This window comes from Mycoplasmopsis hyopharyngis (genome assembly GCF_045276885.1).
GTDB lineage: Bacteria > Bacillota_I > Bacilli_A > Mycoplasmatales > Metamycoplasmataceae > Mycoplasmopsis > Mycoplasmopsis hyopharyngis.
This window is the reverse complement of sequence record NZ_CP174164.1, coordinates 219967-241588: the sequence shown is the minus strand read 5'-3', so window position 1 is coordinate 241588 and position 21622 is coordinate 219967. Positions and strand designations below refer to the sequence as shown.

Sequence of the window (21622 nt, the reverse complement as noted above, 5' to 3'; positions counted from 1 at the left end):
TATTATTAATATATTTAATTTTATATTAAAAATAAGTTCCTAAAACAATTTAGAAACATATTCTTATTCACTTTTTGTCTTGTGTCAAAGACTTAATAATTTACCTTGAGGGTCGTTTACATAGTTAAAAATTCAACCATCTTGGATTTTTCCTGTTTTTGCCACTAAATGATTTGATGTTAAATGGTTATGTGGATTAACATATTTAAAACCAAACATTTTGACATAATAAATTTTCGATAATGCTGGTTTTTTGTTATGAGAAACCTTCATTTTGAATTCAACAGAAGCTAATCCTTCTTGTTCATCATATCTATCCAAAACTTCTAAAATTTCATATTGTAAAAATTTGTGTTTAACATCTTTGATTTCAAACTTTTTAAAAGCTAATAAATAGTCAGCAGTAAAGTTTTTAAGTTCTGGTGATTCTACTTTTGAAATCAAATTTGGATTTTGTTGCATAAAAGCATTGATATCTTTATTGGCTTGTAGAAAATTATTCAATTCATCTACTGTTTGTTGGTTCAAAATTGGTGTTGGAATAATTTGTCATTCCTCTTTTGGTTTATTCCTAATTACTTCATTGAACTCTTTATATTCATTTGTACAACCCAATGATGCAGAACAAAAAATTGTTGCTGAAAATATAGTGGTTGAAATCAATAAAGTTTTGATTATTTTTTGTTTTTTCATATTTCTTTCTACATAATAAAAAATCTCATTTTCACCTATTTTATAGACTAATAAGGAAAAATGAGTTCTTTATTTAAAATAAATTAAACAATTGGTTCTTGCTTTTCTGAATAGAAGAATTTATATAAAGGATCTGGTTCGTGTTTATCTCTAAAATTATCATCTTTTAAAATGAATTTTTGTTCAAAAGATGTATCATGTTCTGATGATTCATTATCTGTTCAAGTTAAATCAATTGGATATCAAGCTTTTTTACCGTTTATTTCAATATAAACTTCATTTCAAGCATGTAATTCAGAATCTTCAGCATCAACACTTTTACCTTTTAGATAACCAGTTCCACCATAGTATCTGCTTTTAATATTTAGAAAATGCATAAATAGTGAAAATGTTCTGGCATATCCGTCACAAACTACTGCATTATTTTTATCTTTTGTAATATTCAAAGGATCAGCAAGTGATAAGCCTGAGCCATTTTTAAATGGGGCTAGTTCTTCATCAGAAGCATATTCATATTTTCATAAAATATAGTTAGTAACAGCTTCTACTTTTTTAGCATCGTCTCATCTTTCATCAACAATTTCATTAATTTTGTTTATGATAAATTCTCTTAATTCAACATATTGAGAACCTGAAGTCACTCATCTCAAACCTTTTTCTAAAGTAACTTCTAGTTTATCGTTCACTACATTGTATGAGTAACCATTATTAGTAAATTGAAAGTCCATTTCATAACCTTCACCTGCTATTGCATAAATTTGTCTTGCTAATTCCAATTCAATAGCAACACTGTGGAAGTATGATATTCTTTGCTCAGGAGTAAATGGATTAGATTGTTCTTCAAATTGCGAAACATACTTTTTAAATCATTCTGGTTCTGTTTTTAGTTCAAAATTATCGCCAAATTTTTTGTCTATATAAAATTTAACAGGTTTAGTATCTCTATTAACTAATACCTTTCTTAATTCTTCAAATTCAGGATTTTTTTGGGTTTGGTTAAGTTGAATATTTGCTAATTTCTTTTCTTTATCTTTTTCAAAATAACCATGTCCTTTTTCAGGAATTAATTGTAAGTTTCTAAAGAAGTTGTTGATAAAACTCTTTTTAAAAATACCTTCTGATTTTCCACCATAAATAATTGCTAAAGCTGTTATTTTAGCTTCGATAAAATCGTGTTCATTTCCTGAAGAAATATAATTTTTGAAAGATGTATCTAATCCTTCCATATTAGATTCCATTTCAGAAGCCATTTCTTTAAATTTTTCTGAATAATGTTTTTTTAGATCATAATCTTTTGGTGAAAAGTTAGCAAATTTCTTAATTGCCACTTTTTGGTATTTTAAAATACTTTCAATATCTTTATAGATTTTTTCAAAAACATCATTGTATATTTCATCAATTTTTTCTTGTTTAACTTTTTCTGATGGTTTGTATGATTCCTTCTTGTATTTTCTAATAAAATCTGGAATTGCATATTCTTTTAATTCTTGTTCAGATAATTCTTTTGTTACAAGATTATGAGAACCTAATTCATATCATTGTTTATCTTTTTGATATGAATCTGTTGATAGTTCATCAAAAGAAAATGATTTTAGTTTATTATAAACTGTTTGATTACCTGGTTTTTCTGTTCCACCATCGCATTTTTTAGCTGAAACAGTTAAAAAAGAAGTAGCTAAAATTGGTAATGATAGTCCTAAAAATATTTTATATTTTTTCATATATTTGCTCCTAATTTGAACTTTTAAAACAATGTTTAAATTATACTTTTTTAATAGTAAAAAATACTTTTTCTTTTTTACTGTACTTTAATTCAACAAATTAAATGTCTTAATATAAAAAACCATACAACACTTCAGTTATATGATTTTTGGTTATTAAAAAATTGGATTTGGTTTGTCGTGATAGAAGTATTCAAATAAAGGATCAGCCATATGTGAATCTCTAAAATGATTATTTACCAAGAAATATTTATATGTGTAGTTAGTGTTTTTGTCACCGTTGCTATCATTTCAAGTTAAATCAACTGGGTACCAACCTTTTTTGCCATTGATATCTAGATAAACTTCATTTCAAGCATGAAGTTCTTCGCTTCCATTTAATTCCCCTGTTCCACCGTAGTATCTACATGGAATATTTAAGAAGTACATAAATAGTGCATAAGTTCTAGCATAACCATCACAAACTACATTACCACCAACTACAATGTTGTATGGATCAGCTAATGAATAGCCAAGTTTGTTTTTATATTTAGAAACCTCTGAACTAGTTGCGTATTTATATTTTCACAAAATATAGTTGTGTACAGCTTCCGCTTTTTGAACATTATCTCATCTATCATCGATGATGTCATTTAATTTAGTAATAATAAATGATTGTAGTTCTTTGAATTTATCTTGTGGAGTAATTCATTTAACTCCTTCATGAAGATCTAAATAGTATTTATCACCTTCAACTGGATTTTGATAATTTCCTAACATATTAAAATCTAAGTTTCAACCATCGCCAAGGGTTTTATAAATATAACGAGCAATTTCTAATTCCGATGCACAAGCATGCATTAATCAATATTTTTCTTCGTCTGAAAAACCGTTTGGATTATTAAATTGTTTTACATAGTCAATAAATCATCTTGGTTCTTGTTTGAACTCAAAATCATCTTTAAATTCATTTGGGAATTCCAATTTAAATTTTTCAGCACTATGATTTCCCACAACTTTTCTAATGTTTTCTAAATAAGGATCATTATTTGCTTGATAAAGTTTTATTTTTCCTAACTTGGCATCTTTATCATTTTCAAAATATCTATGTTCTTTATCAGGAACTAAAGTTACATTTCTAATAAATGAATCGATAGTTTTTTTGTTGTTTGAACTTGTAGGAACTTTTTTAATTGTGGTTAAAGCAGAAGAAGTAGCTTGAGTTAATTTTGAAACATTATCAGAACTATCACCATTTTGTAAAATGGTATTAAATGCTTGCTCAACAGAAGAAAGTTTACTTTCCATTGTTGAATAAATACTTTGTAATTTTGGGAAAAAGTAAGCATTTAAATCATAATCAGTGTTAACTAAGTGAGCAAATTTGGTTTGAGATAAAGTCATATATTTACCAATAATGTCTATTTCTGCATAAAGTTTTTCAAAACTTTGTTCATACAATTCTTTAATTCTATCAGCAGAAACATTTTGAGAACTAAAGTTAGTTAACGCATATTTTCTTTGAATTTTAGATTCAACATTGTTTAATTCTACTTTTCTAGTAGCAACAGTATGTGATTTTAAATCATACATTTTCTTGTTTGATGTATCTTCAACTAGTTGTTTATATGAATAAGATTTTAGTTCTGAAATTTGACTTGGGTTGTTAAAAATATGAGTTTTACCAGATTCTAAAACAGGAACTTCAGGTGCTGAAATTAAATTTGGTAAATTTGGTTGAGGATCTGGATTTGGGTTTGGGTTTGGGTTTGGGTCGGGCTGACCTGGGTTAGGTGTTGGATTAGGAGTAGGTTGAGGTTTTACTGTTGTTCCGTCACATGATGCTGAAATCATTGAAATTGGAATAGCAAAAATGATTGGTGCAATTGAACCTAGGATTATTTTTCTTTTTTTCATTATCTAGTTCCTTCTATTTTTTTTCTATTTTTAAATTATATTAAATTGGAAATTCTTTTTAGTTTCAAAATAAGAGTTATGCATAAAAATTCTTTTTAAGTAAATTGATATAAAAAAAACATACAACTTTTAGTTATATGATTTTGAATCATTAAAAAATTGGATTTGGTTTATCGTGATAGAAAAATTCAAATAAAGGATCAGGAATATGTGATTCTCTAAAACGATTATTTACCAAGAAAAATTCATATGTATAGTTAGTGTTTTTGTCGCCTTTGCCATCATTTCAAGTTAAGTCTAATGGATATCAACCCTTTTGGCCGTTTATATCTAAGTAAACTTCATTTCAAGCATGCAATTCACTACTTCCATCTAAAGTTCCTGTACCGCCATAGTATCTACATGGAATATTTAAGAAGTACATAAATAAGGCATAAGTTCTTGAGTACGCATCACAAACTACGTTACCACCAGAAATAATGTTATAAGGATCAGCTACTGAATAACCTAGACTGTTTTTATATTTATCAACTTCGTCATCAGTTCCATATTTATATTTTCATAAAATATAGTTATGCACTGCTTCAGCTTTTTTAACATCATCTCATCTGTCATCAATGATGTCGTTTAATTTGGTAATAATAAATGATTGTAGCTCTTTGAATTTATCTTGTGGAGTAATTCATTCAATTCCTTCATTAATATCTAAATAGTATTTATTGTTTTCGATAAAGTTTTTATACTCGCCCAACATTGTAAAGTCAATATTTCATCCTTCACCAAAAGTTTTGTAAATATAACGTGCCATTTCTAATTCGGAAGCACAAGAATGCATTAATGAATATATATCATTTGCTGTAAATGAACTGGCATTATCGTATTGTTTTAAATAGTCAACAAATCATTTTGGATGTTGTTCCAATTTAAATTCACCTTGGAATTGAGTTGGAAATTCTATTTTGAATTTTTCAGCACTATGGTTTCCCACAATTTTTCTAATGTTTTCTAAATATGGATCACTATTTGGTTGATAAAGTTTTAGCTTTCCTAACTTTTCATTTCTTTTGTTTTCAAAATATCTATGTTCTTTATCTGGGACTAGGGTTACAGAATTAATAAATTTTTTAATGGCATTTCTATTAGTGGTTGAACTTGAAGGAATTTTTTTAACTTCTTCCAACACTGAAGCAGCGACTTGTGTTAATTTTGAAACATTTTCTGAGGTTTCTCCATTTTGTAAAATGGTATTAAATGTTTTTTCAATAGAAGAAAGTTTACTTTCCATTGCTGAATAAATGCTTTCTAATTTTGGAAAAAAGTAAGCATTTAAATCGTAATCAGTGTTTGTCAAATGAGCAAATTTAGTTTTTGATAAAGTCATATATTTACCAATAACATCAATTTCCTCATAAATTTTCCCAAAACTTTGTTCATATAACTCTTTAATTCTGTTTGCTAAAATTTTGTCAGAACTAAATTTATCTAACACATATTTTCTTTTAATCTTAGATTCAACATCTTTAACATCTATTGTTCTTTTTTCTACTTTGTGTGATTTTAGTTCATACATTTTTCTAACTGTATTGTCTTTTAATAAAGTATCATAAGAATAAGATTTTAATTCTTTAATTTCGCTTGGATTATTGAAAATGTGAATTTTGCCCTCTTCTAAAACTGGAATTTCAGGCGCTGAAATTATGGTTGGTAAATTTGGTTGAGGATCTGGTTCTGGATCTGGTGTTGGGTTTGGATTAGGTTGTGGTGTAGGAGTTATAGGATTGATGCCAGGAGTTGGAACAGGATTAGGGTTTGGATTTGGATTAGGTTGAGGGTTAGGTTTTTCTGTTTCTCCAACACATGATGCTGAAATCATTGAAATTGGAATAGCAAAAATGATTGGTGCAATTGAATCTAGGATTATTTTTCTTTTTTTCATTATCTAGTTCCTTCTATTTTTTCTATTTTTAAATTATATTAAATTGAAAATTCTTTTTAGTTTCAAAATAAGGCCAAAACAATTAAAAAAGACTCATAAATGAGTCTAATTTACTTTATTAATTTATTTTGAATTTTTAGCAATTGTTATTAATGAAGAAAAAACTTTTGGTTCATTAATAGCTAATTCTGAAAGCATTTTACGGTTAATTGAAACATTTGACTTTTTAAGCGCGTTAATAAAGAATGAGTATGACATTCCTTCTGCACGAACAGCAGCATTAATACGTGCTATTCATAATTTACGGAATTCTCTTTTAACTTGTTTACGATCTCTAAAAGCGTATGTTCATGATTTTACAACAGCTTGTTTTGCTACTTTATAACCGATTGATTTATGACCAAAATATCCTTTTGCTAATTTTAATCATTTTTTACGTCTTGCTCTAGTAACAGTTCCACCTTTTACTCTCATGTCTGTCCTTTCATATTATTTATTATTAAATTTTTGAAATGAATAAAACTAAATTAAAGCTTTAAATCTTTTAACATCACTACGATGCATTAGTGCAGATTTTCTAGATTGACGTTTTTGTTTAGTAGTTTTATTTTGTGCTAAATGTGAACGGTAAGCTTGTTCACGCATGATTTTACCAGTACCGGTAATTTTGATACGTTTTCTTAACGCTCTTTTAGTCTTCATTTTCGGCATAATCATCTCCTTCAACTTCATCATTATCATCAATATTGCTTCTTTTTTTATTATCTACAATATTGTGTTCTTTTTTGTATTTAATGACTTTATTTTTATTAGGTTGTAAGTAAAGATCCAAGTATCTTTCATTAACTAATTTTGCTTCTTTTGTTATATCAGCAATGTCTTCCAAAGTAGCATAAAATTTATCTAATACAGCATAACCCAAATCTTGTCTTGCTATTTCTCTTCCTCTAAATTTAAGACTAATTTTAAGACGATCTCCATCTAAAAGAAACTCTCTTGCTTTTTTGCTCTTAACCATCAAATCGTGTTCACCAATCATTGCGGTTAATCTAATTTGACGATTTTGAATAATAGTTTGCTTTTCTTTATTTATCTTTTGTTTCTTTTTACGTTCATATTTAAACTTACCATAGTCTAAAATTCTAGCAATTGGCTTAGGTTCTACAGAAATTAAAACTAAATCTAATCTTTGTTCCTTTGCCATTTCAATAGCTTCCAAAGTATTTTTAACACCAATTTTTTCACCATCGGTTCCAATTAAAAATAATTTAGGAAATGGTATATTTTCATTTATCATATGCTCAGCATTGGGCTTTTTATTTTTTGGAAATGTTGATTGTATAATTTACTCCTTATATAAAAATAAAATACAAAGTGGTTTTTCCACTTCTTCTCTCACTATTTTTTAAAGCTATTTTTGTTGTACTTTAATTGTAGCGGCATACCCAAGACTATTCGTCATCAGGTGAGAAGGTTATTCTACTTTCTGCAATTAAATATTGCTTAATAATTTTAACACAATTAATTTTGTTGTCTTTTGTATTTTGCATATATTAATATATGTATGAATTCTCAAACAAAATGTCACACCTATTATTTTTAGCTAACTCAAAGTCGAATTAAATTCTTACTAAAGTTGCTTTAAAAAGGTTATATGTTTTTCCTAAATATGATTTTTTAATTATTTATAATATTATTTAGATATGAAAGCAAGGGTTAAGAAAAAACTTAATATTCCTTTTGTGGAATTAAAACAAAAAAGTGAATGAATTGAAGAGAAAACTTTTAGCATTCCTATTGAAATGATAAAGTTTTTATGTCTTTCTTTTATTAGTTGTGTTTTTCTTTTATTGCAATACCAAAGTACTAACAATGGTAATAATTATTTTTTTTTAAGAAAAATTTATTTATATAGTTTTGGATTAATGCTAGGAGATATTACACCTGTAATTATTTTTGGTATTTATATTTCTTTAATTATTTGATGATTAACTGCAAGTTTAAAAAAATATTATTTTAGATGATTTAAAAAGTACATAATGGTTGATTATTGAATTCTAAGAAAAAAGATTTTAAAATTTATTTGAATTCATCTTTTAATTTTTGTAATTGCTTACTATTTATTTTTAGTTCAAGCAAGACATCAAAATTTCTTTTTACTAAAACTTAATGAAACTAAGGACATATATAAATATGGTTGATATTATAGCTTTGTTTCATTAATAGAAAAAAGCAAATTACCTAATGCTACTTTGAATATTGGTTTTTTTGCGGATTCTGTTTTAAACGCGATATATATAGTAAGTTTTGGACCTTGATTACTAATTGTAATTATAGTGGCTTTAATGGCTAGTTCTTGATTTGAATTACTCACATTAAAACCAAAACATTATTTAAAAAATATGAATACTAATAAAAAATCATTACCAATGATTGAAAAATATTTAAAAAGAAAAACTAGTATTTTTTACTACACAAATTCAGTTGCTACTTATTTACAATTTTGCAAAGATGCAGCTAATGTTTTAAAAATTCATTTTTTAAATTGCTCATTTAACTTTTTAATTAAACAAATTAATAAGAATATGAAGTTATTATCAAATCACTCTTCTACTATGAAGTACTTTATAGAAAAAGATAAAAAAGTTAAGTTGGACAATTTCCAAAAAGAAGAAATTGCTCAAACTAAAGAATTGTCTATAGCACGTGATGAAGATATATTTTTCGATTCTATCAATTCGAAAAGCTTAGAAAAAAATAAGTTTTCAGCAAACCCAATGACTTATAGCATCTCATCATTTAATACTAAAACTATTACGATTGAAAATGAATTTCCTACTTCTGATTATCCTTTTCCAATTAGTCATATAGAAACTCAAGAATATAAATTAAGCAGCGCAACTACTCAACAATTAAAAGTTGTTAATAGAAATGTAACAAATGCTTTAAATAAAATCATTGATGAAGAAGACGATAGAAAAACCAAAGAAATTTACAATATAGATTTCAATCAATTACAAGAAAACAATATTGAAGATAATGTAGATGTTAATAATTTTGACATTAAAGAAGATGAACAAATTCAAAACAATGAAAAAGCCAACACAGAAAAAATAGAAGAAAAAGAAGATGAATGAATTTCACCAATAATTTAAGGAAAAAATGAAAGAAGTAAAGTGAACTGATATAGAACCAATTATCTATAATGATCACAATAAAGATATTATCTACTTTTTAGAATTTATCAGCAAAAGTGATGACAAATGAAAAATAATGAACAAAATTTTGGAAAAAGTAGAAAAACATTTTGCTGACCAAAAGTCATTAATTTTTCTTCAAATAGATGCTGATGAAGCAAATTTATTTAATGATTTAAATTCGAATTTTGAAATTTTTAGATGTCCAGCACACATAATTTTAAAAAATAAAGAAATTATTTTTAAAGGTTATGATAATTACCCAAAAGAAATTTTAATTAGTATTTTAGAAAATAATTTGGATTAACTAAATGGAAGAAATTTTAAAAAAATTAGAAGATGTTCCCACAACACCTGGGGTATATCTATGAAAAGATATTAATAATCGGATAATTTATATAGGTAAAGCTATTAATTTAAAAAATCGAATGCTTCAATATTTTAAGGGTGCTATTAATTCATATAAAACTAAAAAATTAGTAAGTGAAATTGCTAATTTTGATTTTATTATTTGCAAAAATAACAAAGAAGCTTTACTTTTAGAAAAAAACTTGATCGAAAGACATAATCCTGAATACAATATTTTACTTTTAGATGATCGAGGTTATCCTTATATTAAAATGAAACTTGATAAAAAAATTGAATTATCTTACACCAAAAGAATTAACCATCATAAAAGCCCAAACGAAATATTTTATGGGCCTTTTCCAAATACTTATGGAGCTTCAGCAATTTTTAAACTTTTACAAAGAGAAATATTTTTTGATAAAGGACTTCCTATTAAAAATGTAGAACCAGAATATTGAACAAAAGCTTGAGAAAAAGTTAAAAGTATTTTGTCTTTTAATAACAATAGTTATATTAATTCCTTAAAAGACAAAATGTTAGAAGCAGCAGACAATTTACAATTTGAACTTGCTCTTGATATTAAAAAAACTTTGGAATTTTTACAAAAGATGAAAGAGCAACAAATTGTTGAATTAAAAAATTCAAAAAATTTAGATGCTTTTGTCTTTAAGGTTATTGATAACACTGTACATATTTTATTTTCTTTTTATAGATGAGGAATATTAATCAATCAAGATTATCATGTAATTGACATTCATATTGATTTAGAAAATACTATTTTAGATTTTTTAAATCTATATTACAAAAATAAAATCATTCCAGACATCATTTTAGTTCCAAATGAATTTAAAAATATGGATATTGAACTAAGTGCTAATTTAAAAATATTTAAACCACAAATTGGAAATAATAAAAAAATAATTGATTCTACTTTTGAAAACTTATTAGCACACATTCAAAAAAATGATTACAAAAACAAAATTGATACCAACCTTGAAGTTTTACAAGAAATACAGCAATTTTATAAATTACCAAAGATGAACAAAATAGTTATCTTTGATAATTCACATTTAGGAAACTCTGATTCTGTTGGTGTAGCGATTACATATTTAAATGGAAATAAAGCAAAACATTTATATAAAAAATTTAATCACAATTTAAATTTTGAACATCGAAAAGCTGATGTTGAATATATGAAAGATTCAATTGAAAGATTTTTTAATCATGAAGAAAATCTTGACTATGATTTAATCATTGTTGATGGTGGAATAGCTCAAGTCCATGAAACTAAAAATATTTTGAAATCAAAAAATATTGACATAGGAGTAATAGGGTTAGTAAAAGATGATAATCACCGTACAAAACGAATTATTGATTTACAAGAAAAAATCCACACTATAAAAAATAAAAAGTGACTAAACTTTTTAGCACAAATCCAAATTGAAGTTGATAGATTTGCTAAATCACATTTTAGAAACAAACATAAAATTTCTTCGCTTGAAGGTTCGCTAACAAAGATAAAAGGAATAGGACTAAAAATTGAAAAGAAGTTATTAGATCATTTTAAAACTTACTCATCGATATACAATGCCACTGAGCAAGAATTAAAACCTTTTGTTTCAGAAAAAATCATTCAAGAAATAAAAAAAATGAATAAAAAATAAAAGAAAAAGTAATGTAAGATTGGACAAAAAAATTAGACTCGTAATTAAAAAAATGCGAGTCTTTTTTGTCTTAGTTTAATAGGTTTATTCTTTTGCTTTTTTATTAAAAATTGTCATTTTATTTTTTATTTATTTAACTATAAATAAGGTGAATGCGTTATTTTATTTAAGACGCTAATTAATAAAATAACATAGCATCATTTTTTTGTTTTTGAATTGTATAGACTAAAAATTTATAAGTTAATAAACAGATAGAAACAGCAAAAACTGGTTCTAATATTATTGATGGTATGTGTCTTATAAATCAAATTTTAAAAGGTAAAACTGTTGGAATTTGACCAATAAAATGATGTCTAAAAAAAGTTGCAGAAACTGTTAAAACCACATTTAAAATTGTTGCTATTAATGAAAGCAAAATAAATTTTCATAACCTTGGATTGCTTTTAAATTTCAACACAAGATAAAGAAAATATACAACTACTGCATTTAAAAGTCTTGGCATAACCGCAATGTCAAAATATTGATAACGAATTGAAAAACCATAAATAATCGCTACAAATCAAGAAGATAAACCAAAACCAAAACCGGAAATTAAAGCTCCAAAAACTCCTAAATGACAAATAGCAAAAACCATCACAAAAGGTAAATAAGTGATTGTAACTATTTTAGGTACTATTGGAATAAAACTAATAAAAGGTACAATGATTGTTAATAAGTAAAAACCCAAATAAATAGCCATTCTGGTTAATAAATAAATGATATTTTTTCTATTAAAACAAAAAGAATCTTGAGCAAGGATTCTTTTTTTAGCTAATAATTCTCTTTTAATTTTTTTAACAAAAATCTTAGTATATTTGTTTTTCATTTTATTTTTCAGGAGACAATTCAGTGAATAGGCGTGTTATATCTTCAATTTTTCCTATTAAAGTTAATGAATCGTTTTTACGTAAGACAAAATCACCATGTGGTATAAATGAAGAACCATTTCTACTTATCAACACAATTGAAACTCCGTTGTTCGATCAATTTAAATTTTTAATTTGTTTTCCTTCAAAAGTTTCATCTTTTAAAATTGTAGTTCCCATCACAAAACCATCTGATAGTTCTTGCAAGTTTTCAGCATTTTTACTAAAAGATGGATTAGCAGCAAATAAGGCAGTTCTAACTCCAGCTTCATGTTCTGGTCTAATAATAACATCTACACCAATTTGTTGTAAAACTCTAGCATGTCTTTTGCTAACTGCACGGGCAATAATGTTATTAACTTTTAATTCTAACAAGCAAGCTATAACTTCAATATTGTCAGGCATTGCTACAACCACTGTATTAATTTTTTGAATATCTAATTCTCTTAAAACATTAATATCAGCAGCATCTGCTATCACAACTTTTTGTACAACATCAACAAATGGTCTTGCTTTCTCTTCTTCTTTTTCAATTACTAAAACTGGGCATTTCATTTTTGCTAATTGGGAAATAACTGCTGAACCAAAACGACCCGCACCAATTACACAAATGTCTTTATTTGTATTTCTAAATCTAAACTTCATTGACACCTCAAATGTTTAATATAAACATATTAAAATAATTTTAATACATTAATATGTTTTACTAAAATAAATGTTTAAAATATGAAATCCATTTTTTTATATTTACCTATAAAAAAGGAAAAAACAAAAAATTAATTCTGAACAAATTAATTCTTTTTAAGTATTTTAAGCATATTGTTTTTATAGATTTCTACACCAGGCTGGTTAAATGGATTTACTCCTAATAAGTATGCTGAAATAGCTAAAGCTCTTTCAAAAAATTGGAATAAATAACCTAAAGTATAAGTGCTAAAGTTCTTAAAAGTTAAGACTAAATTAGGAACTTTACCAACTGAATAATGAGCATCTAATGTTGCTTCATAAACTACATTATTAACTTCATGTAAACTTTTGCCGTCTAAGTATTTTAAATTGTCATAATCAACATCATTAGTTTTAAAAAAGATATTAGATGTTGGTTCTTTAACTTTCAAAATGGTTTCAAATAAAGTTTTTTGACCCTCTTGAATCATTTGACCTAATGAATGTAAATCAGTAGAAAAAGTAGCGTTTGCTGGTAAAAGACCTTTATTATTTTTTCCTTCTGATTCACCAAATAATTGTTTTCATCATTCACTAAAGAATAAAACTTTTGGTTCGTATAAAACCATCAATTCTACTGAATATTTTTTACTTAAAATAAAACGAGAAACAGCATATGCATAAGCATCATTTTTTGATAAATCTGAATCTTGTAGTTCTAGATTTAAATCTCTAGCACCATTTATCATTTCTTTAATATCGACACCAGCACAAGCTAATGGGAATAAACCAACAGGACTTAAAACTGAAAATCTTCCGCCAACATCACTTGGAATAATGAATTTGGTATAACCTTTTTGGTTAGCCATTTCACAAAGAATTCCTTTTGATTCATCAGTAGTAGCAATAATTAAGTTTTTAGCTTTAACAAGTCCAACTTGAGATTCTAAAAGTTTTCTAAACTCTCTAAAAGCAATTGAAGGTTCTAAAGTAGTTCCTGATTTAGAAATTACATTAATTGCAAAACGTTTGTCTTCAACATATTTTAATTTGTTAATTAAAGTTTCAGCACTTAAATCATTGCCTGCAAATAGTAATTCAATTTTTGGTTTATTAGGCGCATAAGGACCGTAGATAAAGTCATAACCTGCTTTTGCCCCTAAATAAGAACCACCTATTCCGATAACTACTAAAACTTCAACTTTTTGTTTCATTAAATTATTTGCTGCTTCATTAATAGAATCTAATAACTTTTCATCAGTTTTTTCTGGTAAATCAAATCAACCTAGTCATTCTTTTTCCACGACTGTCTTTTTAACCAAATGGCTGTGAATTGAATTAACTTTATTTTGAAAGGTTTTAATTTCATCAAAGGTTAAAGCTTTTGAGTAATCAAAAGTAATATTTTTCATAATGACCTCTTTTTATTTTAAGATATTAAGAATTTGCTTTTCTAATTGTACATATTTTTTAGTTGCTAATTCTTTTGTTTTTCCATAAGCAAATATATAGAATTTAATTTTTGGTTCTGTTCCTGATGGTCTTAAAGCTATTCAAGAATTATCCTTAAAGACATATTTGAGCATATTTGATTTTGTAAAATTAGTTGCTAAATTGTAATCAATTAATGTTGCGTCCTTAAAATTGATATCTTTAAATGATTTTTGAATTTTAGGTAAAACTGAAAAATCATTATTTTGTAAATTTACATTAATATTTTTGCTTTCTACATAACCATATTTTTGATAAATGCTATCCAGCACATCAATTATGTCTAAGTTTTGTTTTTTATAATAGCTAATTATCTTAGTTAAAATGTAAAGTGACTGAATCGCATCTTTATCTCTTGATATATTTGAATCTATTAATGAACCATAACTTTCTTCAAAAGCAAAATATGAATTTTCATTTGGGTGTTCATTAATAATTTTACCCATTCATTTAAAACCAGTAGGAACTTCATATATTTTCATTCCTTGCTCTTTTGCCATAACTGCAGGTAGGTTGGTAGAAACATATGAATAGCATAAAAAGTCATTTGAACTTGGTTTTTTAGTTTTTAATAAATAATCAAAAATGATGATTGCTGTTTCATTTCCATTTAAATAAAAGTATTGATTGTTTTTATAAATCACTATTCCAACTCTATCACTATCTGGATCAGTTACTATTAAAGCATCATAAAGATGATTGCTTTTTTGGTCAATGTCTATTAAAACTTCATAAGCTTCTTTGGTTTCGGGATTAGGATTTTTACAGTGAGTAAAATCAATATCTTCTTTTGCTTGTAAGGTATCTAAATTAAAATCTTCAGGATTTTTAAAACAATTTTGTTTGATAAATTTTGCAGCTTCTAAGCCAGTTCCATGTAAAGGGGAATACAAGATTTTTACATTGTCAATTTTTTCTAATTTGTCTATTTTTAGGACTTTTTGGTAAAAATCAACATACATTTTTTCTGGTATATATTCGACATTTTTTTCTAATGAAAAATTAACTTTTGCTTTTTCAAATTTAGAATCATATGCTGGAAAAAATTTTTTAATTTCCTCGATTTCTTCAGGCAAGCATTGACCACCAATAGGGTTATATAATTTAATACCATTGTACTCTTTAGGATTATGACTAGCAGTTATATTAATTCCACCAATCGCTTCATAATTTAAGATTGCAAAGGATACAAAAGGAGTAGGACAAATAGGTTCGCTTAATTTAACTTTAACATCATAACTAGAAAGAATTTTAGCAGCATAGTAAGCAAATTCTTTGGACATATTTCGATTATCACGGCCAATAACTACTATCTTTTCTTTGACGTGTTGATATTTGTTATTTAAATATAAAGCAAAGCCAGTGATTATTTGTTCAACGTATGCTAAATTTAAAAATTCTTGACCATAACCAATTTTTCCACGGATACCTGCGGTACCAAATTCTAATCTTTGTTTTTCCATAGATTTATCCAAGAAACATTGCTTTTTTAAAACAATGTTTGGTCCTCCTTTTTTTGTAAAAACTAATTACTTTTAAAACAAAATCTTTTTAAAAGTTAATGATTTTAACAACTATTTAAAATTATAGTTAATAATCGAAGTTCTAATTTTATAAACTTATAGCTTTAAATAAACTTTTTAATCTTTGAAAATTTATAAAGAATTCAAGCCATAATTCTTTTAATTCTACTTGAAGTATAACGCTTTGAAGTACATTGATCAATATATTCTTCAAATGTAGAAATATTAATATGTTTTAATAACAAATTTTCAATCCCTTCTGAAATTAATGGAATGGTTAATAATTTTTCTTTGTCAATCTTAAACATTATTTTTTGATACTCTTGATAATAATCACTAAGCTGTTTAAATTTTGAAAAACTTTTTATGGGTGTGAATTTACTTACATCTTCATTGTTCAAAAGCATTTGGCGAATTAATGTTCCGGAAGCAATATTACCTTGAGATTGCAATGAAAAATAATCTACATTTCTTTTCATTGCAATTGGTTCAATATTAAAATCGTTATTAACAATTGCTTTTACATACTCATAACCTAAAATATCGTTTGGAGAAGTAAATTGTTTTAGATTTCATTGCTTTAAAACTACATTTACAGCTTGCGGGTATGAAATTTTGCCTTGTTTTAAAGTTGATTTAACAGTTAGAAAAAAATCACGTTCTTTATTTTTTAAAGTCTTTGCATTTTGAATCATTGATTGAATATCACAAGTTTCTGAACCAAAAACCAATTTGTCTATATTTTTTTCATTTAAAATACAAACTGCATTATTAGCATAAATATGTGCTGCTTGAACACTTTGTTCAAAGGTCATTTTGTAAACTTCTTTTATATCATAGTTTGCTAAAATTTTCTTTCTTTGTTCAAAGCTTAAGATATTTAAATCGCCTCTTTGAGTAAATTGATCGGTTAATAAAACTATAATTTCACTATTGGGAAAATTGTGTTTTATTCAATTTATTTGTTCTAAATGACCATTATGAAAAGGATTATATTCCGCAATTATTCCAATTCTCATTATTTAACCTCTTTAAGTTTTTCGAAAGCTTCAAGGTGATGAATAGCAATGCCAAAATGAGAAGGAATATTTTGAGCAATAACTAATAACTCATCAACCATAGTAGTTTTATCACTTTCATAAAAACTTATATTTTCTTCATCTGTTTTTGATGTTTCAACACAAATAAATATTTGTTTATCTTTTTGTTTAGCATATTCAATTATTTGTTTTGATAAGCTGATGATTTTAATTCCTTGTTTTCTATAGAGCATAAAAAATGTTCTGTTAGCCATGTCAATTATATGCTCGTATAGCAATTTAGTTTTATTATCAAAAGTTATTTGGTCTTTGAACCAAAATGGAATATCATATTCAAAATTAATTAAAGGGAATTGATTTTTTAACTTCTTAATTAAATTTAAAAATTTTAAAATTAACTCTTTTCTTTTTTCTAGTACTTTTCATTCTTGGTTAAATTGGTGGGGTTCAATGTCTAAATGAATCCCTTCAAAAAGTTTTTCTTTTTGGTTAAAAGAAATATAGTCATTGATTTTAGTTATTAGTTTTGTATCATCTAATAAAAAGTTTTTATTACCTAAAAGAAAGTAAATTTTAATACCTTTTTGTTTTAAACTTTGTAAGATATTTTTTTCTTTTTGGCCTATTTCATTAACTTTTAAGTAAATTTCTTTGATGTTGTTTTGTACTAAAAAGTTAATAGAATCGATAGTAATATTTTCGATTCTTCATTGTCAAACTCCTAAAGGATTTTTGATTGAATTTATTTTTTGTAAATTTATTTTTTGTTGTTGAATATACTTTTGATTACAAGAACAAGAATAAGAAAAAACACTTGAAAAAGTTAGTGTTGAAAAAATAATAAATTTTGAAAGTTGTTTTTTAAATTTCATTGTTAAATTTTATACTTAATTATCAAATTGGCTTTGATATAATCTAGCGTAAAAACCTTCTGCTTTTAATAACTCATCATGAGTACCTTGTTCAATGATTTGACCATCGTTTACCACTAAAATCTTATCAGCATTTTTGATAGTACTTAAACGGTGAGCAATTACAAAACTAGTTTTATTTTTCATTATTTCCATTAATGATTTTTGAATAATTTGTTCAGTATTAGAATCGATATTAGAAGTAGCTTCATCTAAAATTAAGATTTTTTTATTACCTAAAATTGCTCTAGTAATAGCTAATAATTGTCTTTGGCCTTGAGATAAATTATCACCATTATTTTCAACAATTGTGTCATATCCATTAGGCATATTTTCAATAAAATTATGAGCAAATGTCATTCTAGCCACTTCTTCAATTTGTTTATCACTAATGTTTTGATTTAATAATCTTAAATTGTTTTTAATGGTGTCATTAAACATAAATGAATCTTGCAAAACAATTGCTACTAAATCTCTTAAATTGGCAGAAGGAATTTTTCTTAGTTCATGATTATCAATAGTTATTGAACCACTTTCGTAGTCATAAAATTTAGAAAGTAAATTAATAATTGTTGTTTTACCTGCTCCTGTTGGGCCAACAATAGCAATAGTTTGACCAGGTTCAGCGATAAAAGAAGCACCTTTTAATTGGTATTTACTTGATTTTGAACTATATCTAAAATCAACGTTTTTAAATTCGATTCTTCCTTGAATGTTCTCATCAAGTATTTCTGGATCTTCAATATCTTTTGGTGTTTCTAGATTTAACAATTTATAAACTCTAGCACTAGAAGCAACACCTATTTGACTAGTTAAAATAACATTTAAAACACTTTGGATAGTTCCACCATAGTTATACATTAAAGCAATGTAAGATAGAACTAAACCTTCTTCAAAAGGTGCATTGTTAATTCCATATGAAGGAATGTTTGCATTTTTAAAAGTAACTGCTAAAGCAACTATTACTAAAAGTAAAACATTAGATACCACTGCATATCAAGGATCAAAAACTCTTAAAACCGCATCACCAATAAAGGCTTTTTTATAAATTTCAGTGGTTATTTCTTGAAACTTTTCTTGTGCATATTCTTTTTTATTAAAGGTTTTAGTAATTTTTGAATTGGTTAGCATTTCTTCAACATAAGCATTTAAGTCACCAAATTTGTCTTGAACTTTTACATAATATGGGCGAGCTTTTTTAATCATTAAAGCACTTAAAGAAAATAACAAAATTGAAAAAGGAAAAATGATTGCTGACATTAACGTACTAAAAAAGAACATTACAATTATTGAAAATAAAGCATTGAAAAAATTTGAAAAGGTTTCGTTCAACATTTGTAGCATTGAGTTAGACATATTATTAACGTCATTTACTAAAATGGAAATTAAATTACCTGATTTTTGCTTATCGTAGTAACTAATAGGCATTTTAAGCAATTTGTTCATTATTTTTTCTCTCATTCTTGCAGAAGTTTTAAAAGTTAAATGAACAAAGATACGGTTTTGAATAAGCCTGAATATGCTGTACATTACAAAAGCTAAAATTAATAAAGATAATCAAATAATAAAATTTCTATGATCAAATAAATCACCATTAGCCAAAACCGGTTCAGAAAAGAATTTCTTAACTATCATCCCAATGATAGCAGAACCAGATACATAACTTAAAGCATTACAAATGGTGATGAAAATACCAAAGAATAATAATAGTTTTTCTTTTTTGAGGAATCTAAAAAGATTTTTAAAAAGAGAAAATGTTGAAATTTTAACTTCATTTTTATTAGAAACGATATTCATTTTTCTCCTTTATTGATCTAATTGATTATTAAAGATTTCTCTATATAAAGTACATTCATTAACTAATTCTTTGTGGCTACCTTGTGCCATAACGCTTCCTCTAGCTAAAACTAAAATGTTATCAGCACTTTTAATGGCACTAATTTTTTGAGAAATGATTATTAATGAACAATTGTAATTTTGCTTAATATTATTAATTAACTTATTAGCGGTTAGATTGTCTAACGCTGAAGTTGAATCATCTAAAATAATAATTTTTGGTTTTCTTAACAAGGTTCTAGCAATAGAAAGTCTTTGCTTTTGACCACCTGATAAGTTTTTACCACCTTGTTTAACTTTGTGTTCTAATCCATCTTGAAAATTGTTTACAAACTCATAAGCACAAGCATTTTTTAATGCTTCAATGATTTCTTCATCACTAGCATCATCTTTAGCAAAAAGCATATTTGATTTAATAGTACCAGTATAAAGCAATGCTTCTTGATAAACTATTCCAATAGATTTATTTAAGTTTTGACTATCTATTTCATTAACTTCATTTTCACCAATTTTAATTGAACCTTCATTGTAAATGTAGTTATTAACAAGCAAGTTAGCCAATGTGCTTTTTCCTGAACCAGTAGGGCCAATGATTCCTAAAACCTTATTTTGACCTAAAGTAAAATTAATGTTTAATAATGAATAATCAGGTGAGCTATCATAGTATTTAAAAGATAGTTCCTTAACGTTTAAATCATAATTACTAATGTGTTTGTCGTTTTTTCTTTCAAGTAATTTAATGTCATAATCCAAAATTTCAGTTATTCTTTGTGCAGAAATTTTAGCTCTAAATAAAGAAACTAAAAACATACTCATTAAAATCACACCAAAACTAACAATAAATAAATAATCAAGAAAAACATTGATATTAACAATTAGTTCTTTATTAGCGGTTAAATCATATGGTTTAGTAGTGATTTGACGCGCTACCACTCAATAAACAACAGCAATAAGTAAATTGATTAAAGAAAAGAATAAAGGGTTTCCTATCGCAAATATGATGTTGATTTTGTATTGCAATCTATATCAATTTCGATTAGCGATATGAAATTTTTCTTTGCGGTTTGCTTGTAAATTAAATGTCTTAATAACTCTAGCACCTAAAATGTTTTCATTAACATTTTTAGTAACTTCTTCAATAACCTTTTGGTTTTTCTTAATGCTTGGACTAGCTGCTAAACCAATAGATAAAATAATAATTATGATTAAAGGAATAATTAATCAAACACCAATTGACATCTTTTTATCGGTTAAAAAGGCTAAAATAGCCCCTCCTATAACCATTACTGGCGCTTTAATCATTGCTGTGGTTCCATTAACTAAAAAATCTCAAAATTCAGCCACATCATTAGAAACTCTAGTAATAATACTTTCTGCTTTTAAATCAGCAATATTTTTTAAAGATAAATTTTGAATTTTAGCAAAAAGAGTATCTCTATAAAACTTACTACTTAATTCAGCAGTATAAACAATTAAAACTGTAGCAGTTAAAATAGCTAAGGCATTAAAAATAGTTAATCCAGCAAAAGATAAAATTAAATTCCTTTTTGCTATTCCATAATCTATATCTTTAAAAATCAATCTACCTGAAAAAAAATTAATATCAATGTTTTGACTTTTATCACTAATGATCAACTTTATAAATTGACCAATAACATTAGACATAAATAAGGAAACAAAAACAGTTAAAGAAATTACAAATGCTCCTAATAAAAATAACAACTTATTTTTGATAGGTAACATCTTTATCATTTTTATCATTTTCACCTCCTTACAAATAAACACTCTTAAAATT

At 25.9% G+C, this 21622-nt stretch carries 18 protein-coding genes; 3 read left to right on the top strand and 15 right to left on the bottom strand.

Going from position 1 to position 21622, the window contains the following annotated elements; all coding sequences use genetic code 4:
• Positions 1 to 63: 63 nt before the first annotated feature.
• From ACJA25_RS01030 to infC, 7 genes are all read right to left on the bottom strand, one after another.
• Positions 64 to 693, bottom strand: a complete 630-nt coding sequence (locus tag ACJA25_RS01030; protein ID WP_406615859.1) for a hypothetical protein — start codon at positions 691 to 693, stop codon at positions 64 to 66.
• Between the two features lie 83 nt (positions 694 to 776).
• Positions 777 to 2414, bottom strand: coding sequence for a transglutaminase domain-containing protein (locus ACJA25_RS01025; protein ID WP_406615857.1), 1638 nt, complete (start codon positions 2412 to 2414; stop codon positions 777 to 779).
• A 156-nt stretch (positions 2415 to 2570) separates the two neighbouring features.
• On the bottom strand, positions 2571 to 4310 hold the full coding sequence (locus tag ACJA25_RS01020) for a transglutaminase domain-containing protein (protein ID WP_406615855.1): 1740 nt from the start codon (positions 4308 to 4310) through the stop codon (positions 2571 to 2573).
• Between the two features lie 151 nt (positions 4311 to 4461).
• Positions 4462 to 6246 (bottom strand): transglutaminase domain-containing protein, encoded by a 1785-nt coding sequence (locus tag ACJA25_RS01015; protein WP_406615853.1) that lies wholly within the window; start codon positions 6244 to 6246, stop codon positions 4462 to 4464.
• A gap of 123 nt (positions 6247 to 6369) precedes the next feature.
• Positions 6370 to 6720: a 50S ribosomal protein L20 gene (gene rplT, locus ACJA25_RS01010; RefSeq protein WP_406615851.1), complete on the bottom strand. Its 351-nt coding sequence runs from the start codon at positions 6718 to 6720 to the stop codon at positions 6370 to 6372.
• Between the two features lie 48 nt (positions 6721 to 6768).
• Positions 6769 to 6957, bottom strand: coding sequence for a 50S ribosomal protein L35 (rpmI, locus tag ACJA25_RS01005; RefSeq protein ID WP_406615849.1), 189 nt, complete (start codon positions 6955 to 6957; stop codon positions 6769 to 6771).
• Positions 6938 to 7543 carry a translation initiation factor IF-3 gene (gene infC, locus ACJA25_RS01000; RefSeq protein ID WP_406615847.1) on the bottom strand — a complete coding sequence of 202 codons (606 nt, stop codon included), beginning with the start codon at positions 7541 to 7543 and terminating at the stop codon, positions 6938 to 6940. Before infC ends, rpmI begins: the two co-directional genes overlap by 20 nt.
• A gap of 406 nt (positions 7544 to 7949) precedes the next feature.
• Between infC and ACJA25_RS00995 the strand changes: the two genes are divergently transcribed.
• From ACJA25_RS00995 to ACJA25_RS00985, 3 genes are read left to right on the top strand one after another with little or no spacing between them, the layout of a single operon-like run.
• Positions 7950 to 9401, top strand: coding sequence for a hypothetical protein (locus ACJA25_RS00995; protein ID WP_406615845.1), 1452 nt, complete (start codon positions 7950 to 7952; stop codon positions 9399 to 9401).
• A gap of 7 nt (positions 9402 to 9408) precedes the next feature.
• Entirely contained in the window at positions 9409 to 9750 is a 342-nt protein-coding gene (locus tag ACJA25_RS00990) for a hypothetical protein (RefSeq protein WP_406615843.1), read from the top strand.
• A 4-nt stretch (positions 9751 to 9754) separates the two neighbouring features.
• Entirely contained in the window at positions 9755 to 11455 is a 1701-nt protein-coding gene (locus ACJA25_RS00985; protein WP_406615840.1) for a GIY-YIG nuclease family protein, read from the top strand.
• 178 nt (positions 11456 to 11633) lie between these two features.
• Here the strand turns inward: ACJA25_RS00985 and ACJA25_RS00980 are convergent, their stop codons facing one another.
• The 8 genes from ACJA25_RS00980 to ACJA25_RS00945 form a co-directional block, all read right to left on the bottom strand.
• Positions 11634 to 12320 carry a hypothetical protein gene (locus tag ACJA25_RS00980; protein ID WP_406615838.1) on the bottom strand — a complete coding sequence of 229 codons (687 nt, stop codon included), beginning with the start codon at positions 12318 to 12320 and terminating at the stop codon, positions 11634 to 11636.
• 1 nt (position 12321) lies between these two features.
• Entirely contained in the window at positions 12322 to 13005 is a 684-nt protein-coding gene (locus ACJA25_RS00975; protein WP_406615836.1) for a potassium channel family protein, read from the bottom strand.
• Positions 13006 to 13151: 146 nt separating this feature from the next.
• Positions 13152 to 14438, bottom strand: a complete 1287-nt coding sequence (locus ACJA25_RS00970; RefSeq protein ID WP_406615834.1) for a glucose-6-phosphate isomerase — start codon at positions 14436 to 14438, stop codon at positions 13152 to 13154.
• 12 nt (positions 14439 to 14450) lie between these two features.
• Positions 14451 to 15980 (bottom strand): phospho-sugar mutase, encoded by a 1530-nt coding sequence (locus ACJA25_RS00965; protein ID WP_406615832.1) that lies wholly within the window; start codon positions 15978 to 15980, stop codon positions 14451 to 14453.
• Between the two features lie 164 nt (positions 15981 to 16144).
• Positions 16145 to 17059 carry a nucleotidyltransferase gene (locus tag ACJA25_RS00960; RefSeq protein ID WP_406615830.1) on the bottom strand — a complete coding sequence of 305 codons (915 nt, stop codon included), beginning with the start codon at positions 17057 to 17059 and terminating at the stop codon, positions 16145 to 16147.
• Positions 17059 to 17952, bottom strand: a complete 894-nt coding sequence (locus tag ACJA25_RS00955) for a hypothetical protein (RefSeq protein WP_406615828.1) — start codon at positions 17950 to 17952, stop codon at positions 17059 to 17061. The genes ACJA25_RS00960 and ACJA25_RS00955 overlap by 1 nt, the downstream gene beginning before the upstream one ends.
• A 15-nt stretch (positions 17953 to 17967) precedes the next feature.
• On the bottom strand, positions 17968 to 19788 hold the full coding sequence (locus tag ACJA25_RS00950; RefSeq protein ID WP_406615826.1) for an ABC transporter ATP-binding protein: 1821 nt from the start codon (positions 19786 to 19788) through the stop codon (positions 17968 to 17970).
• Positions 19789 to 19797: 9 nt separating this feature from the next.
• Positions 19798 to 21579, bottom strand: coding sequence for an ABC transporter ATP-binding protein (locus ACJA25_RS00945; protein WP_406615824.1), 1782 nt, complete (start codon positions 21577 to 21579; stop codon positions 19798 to 19800).
• Between the last annotated feature and the right edge of the window lie 43 nt (positions 21580 to 21622).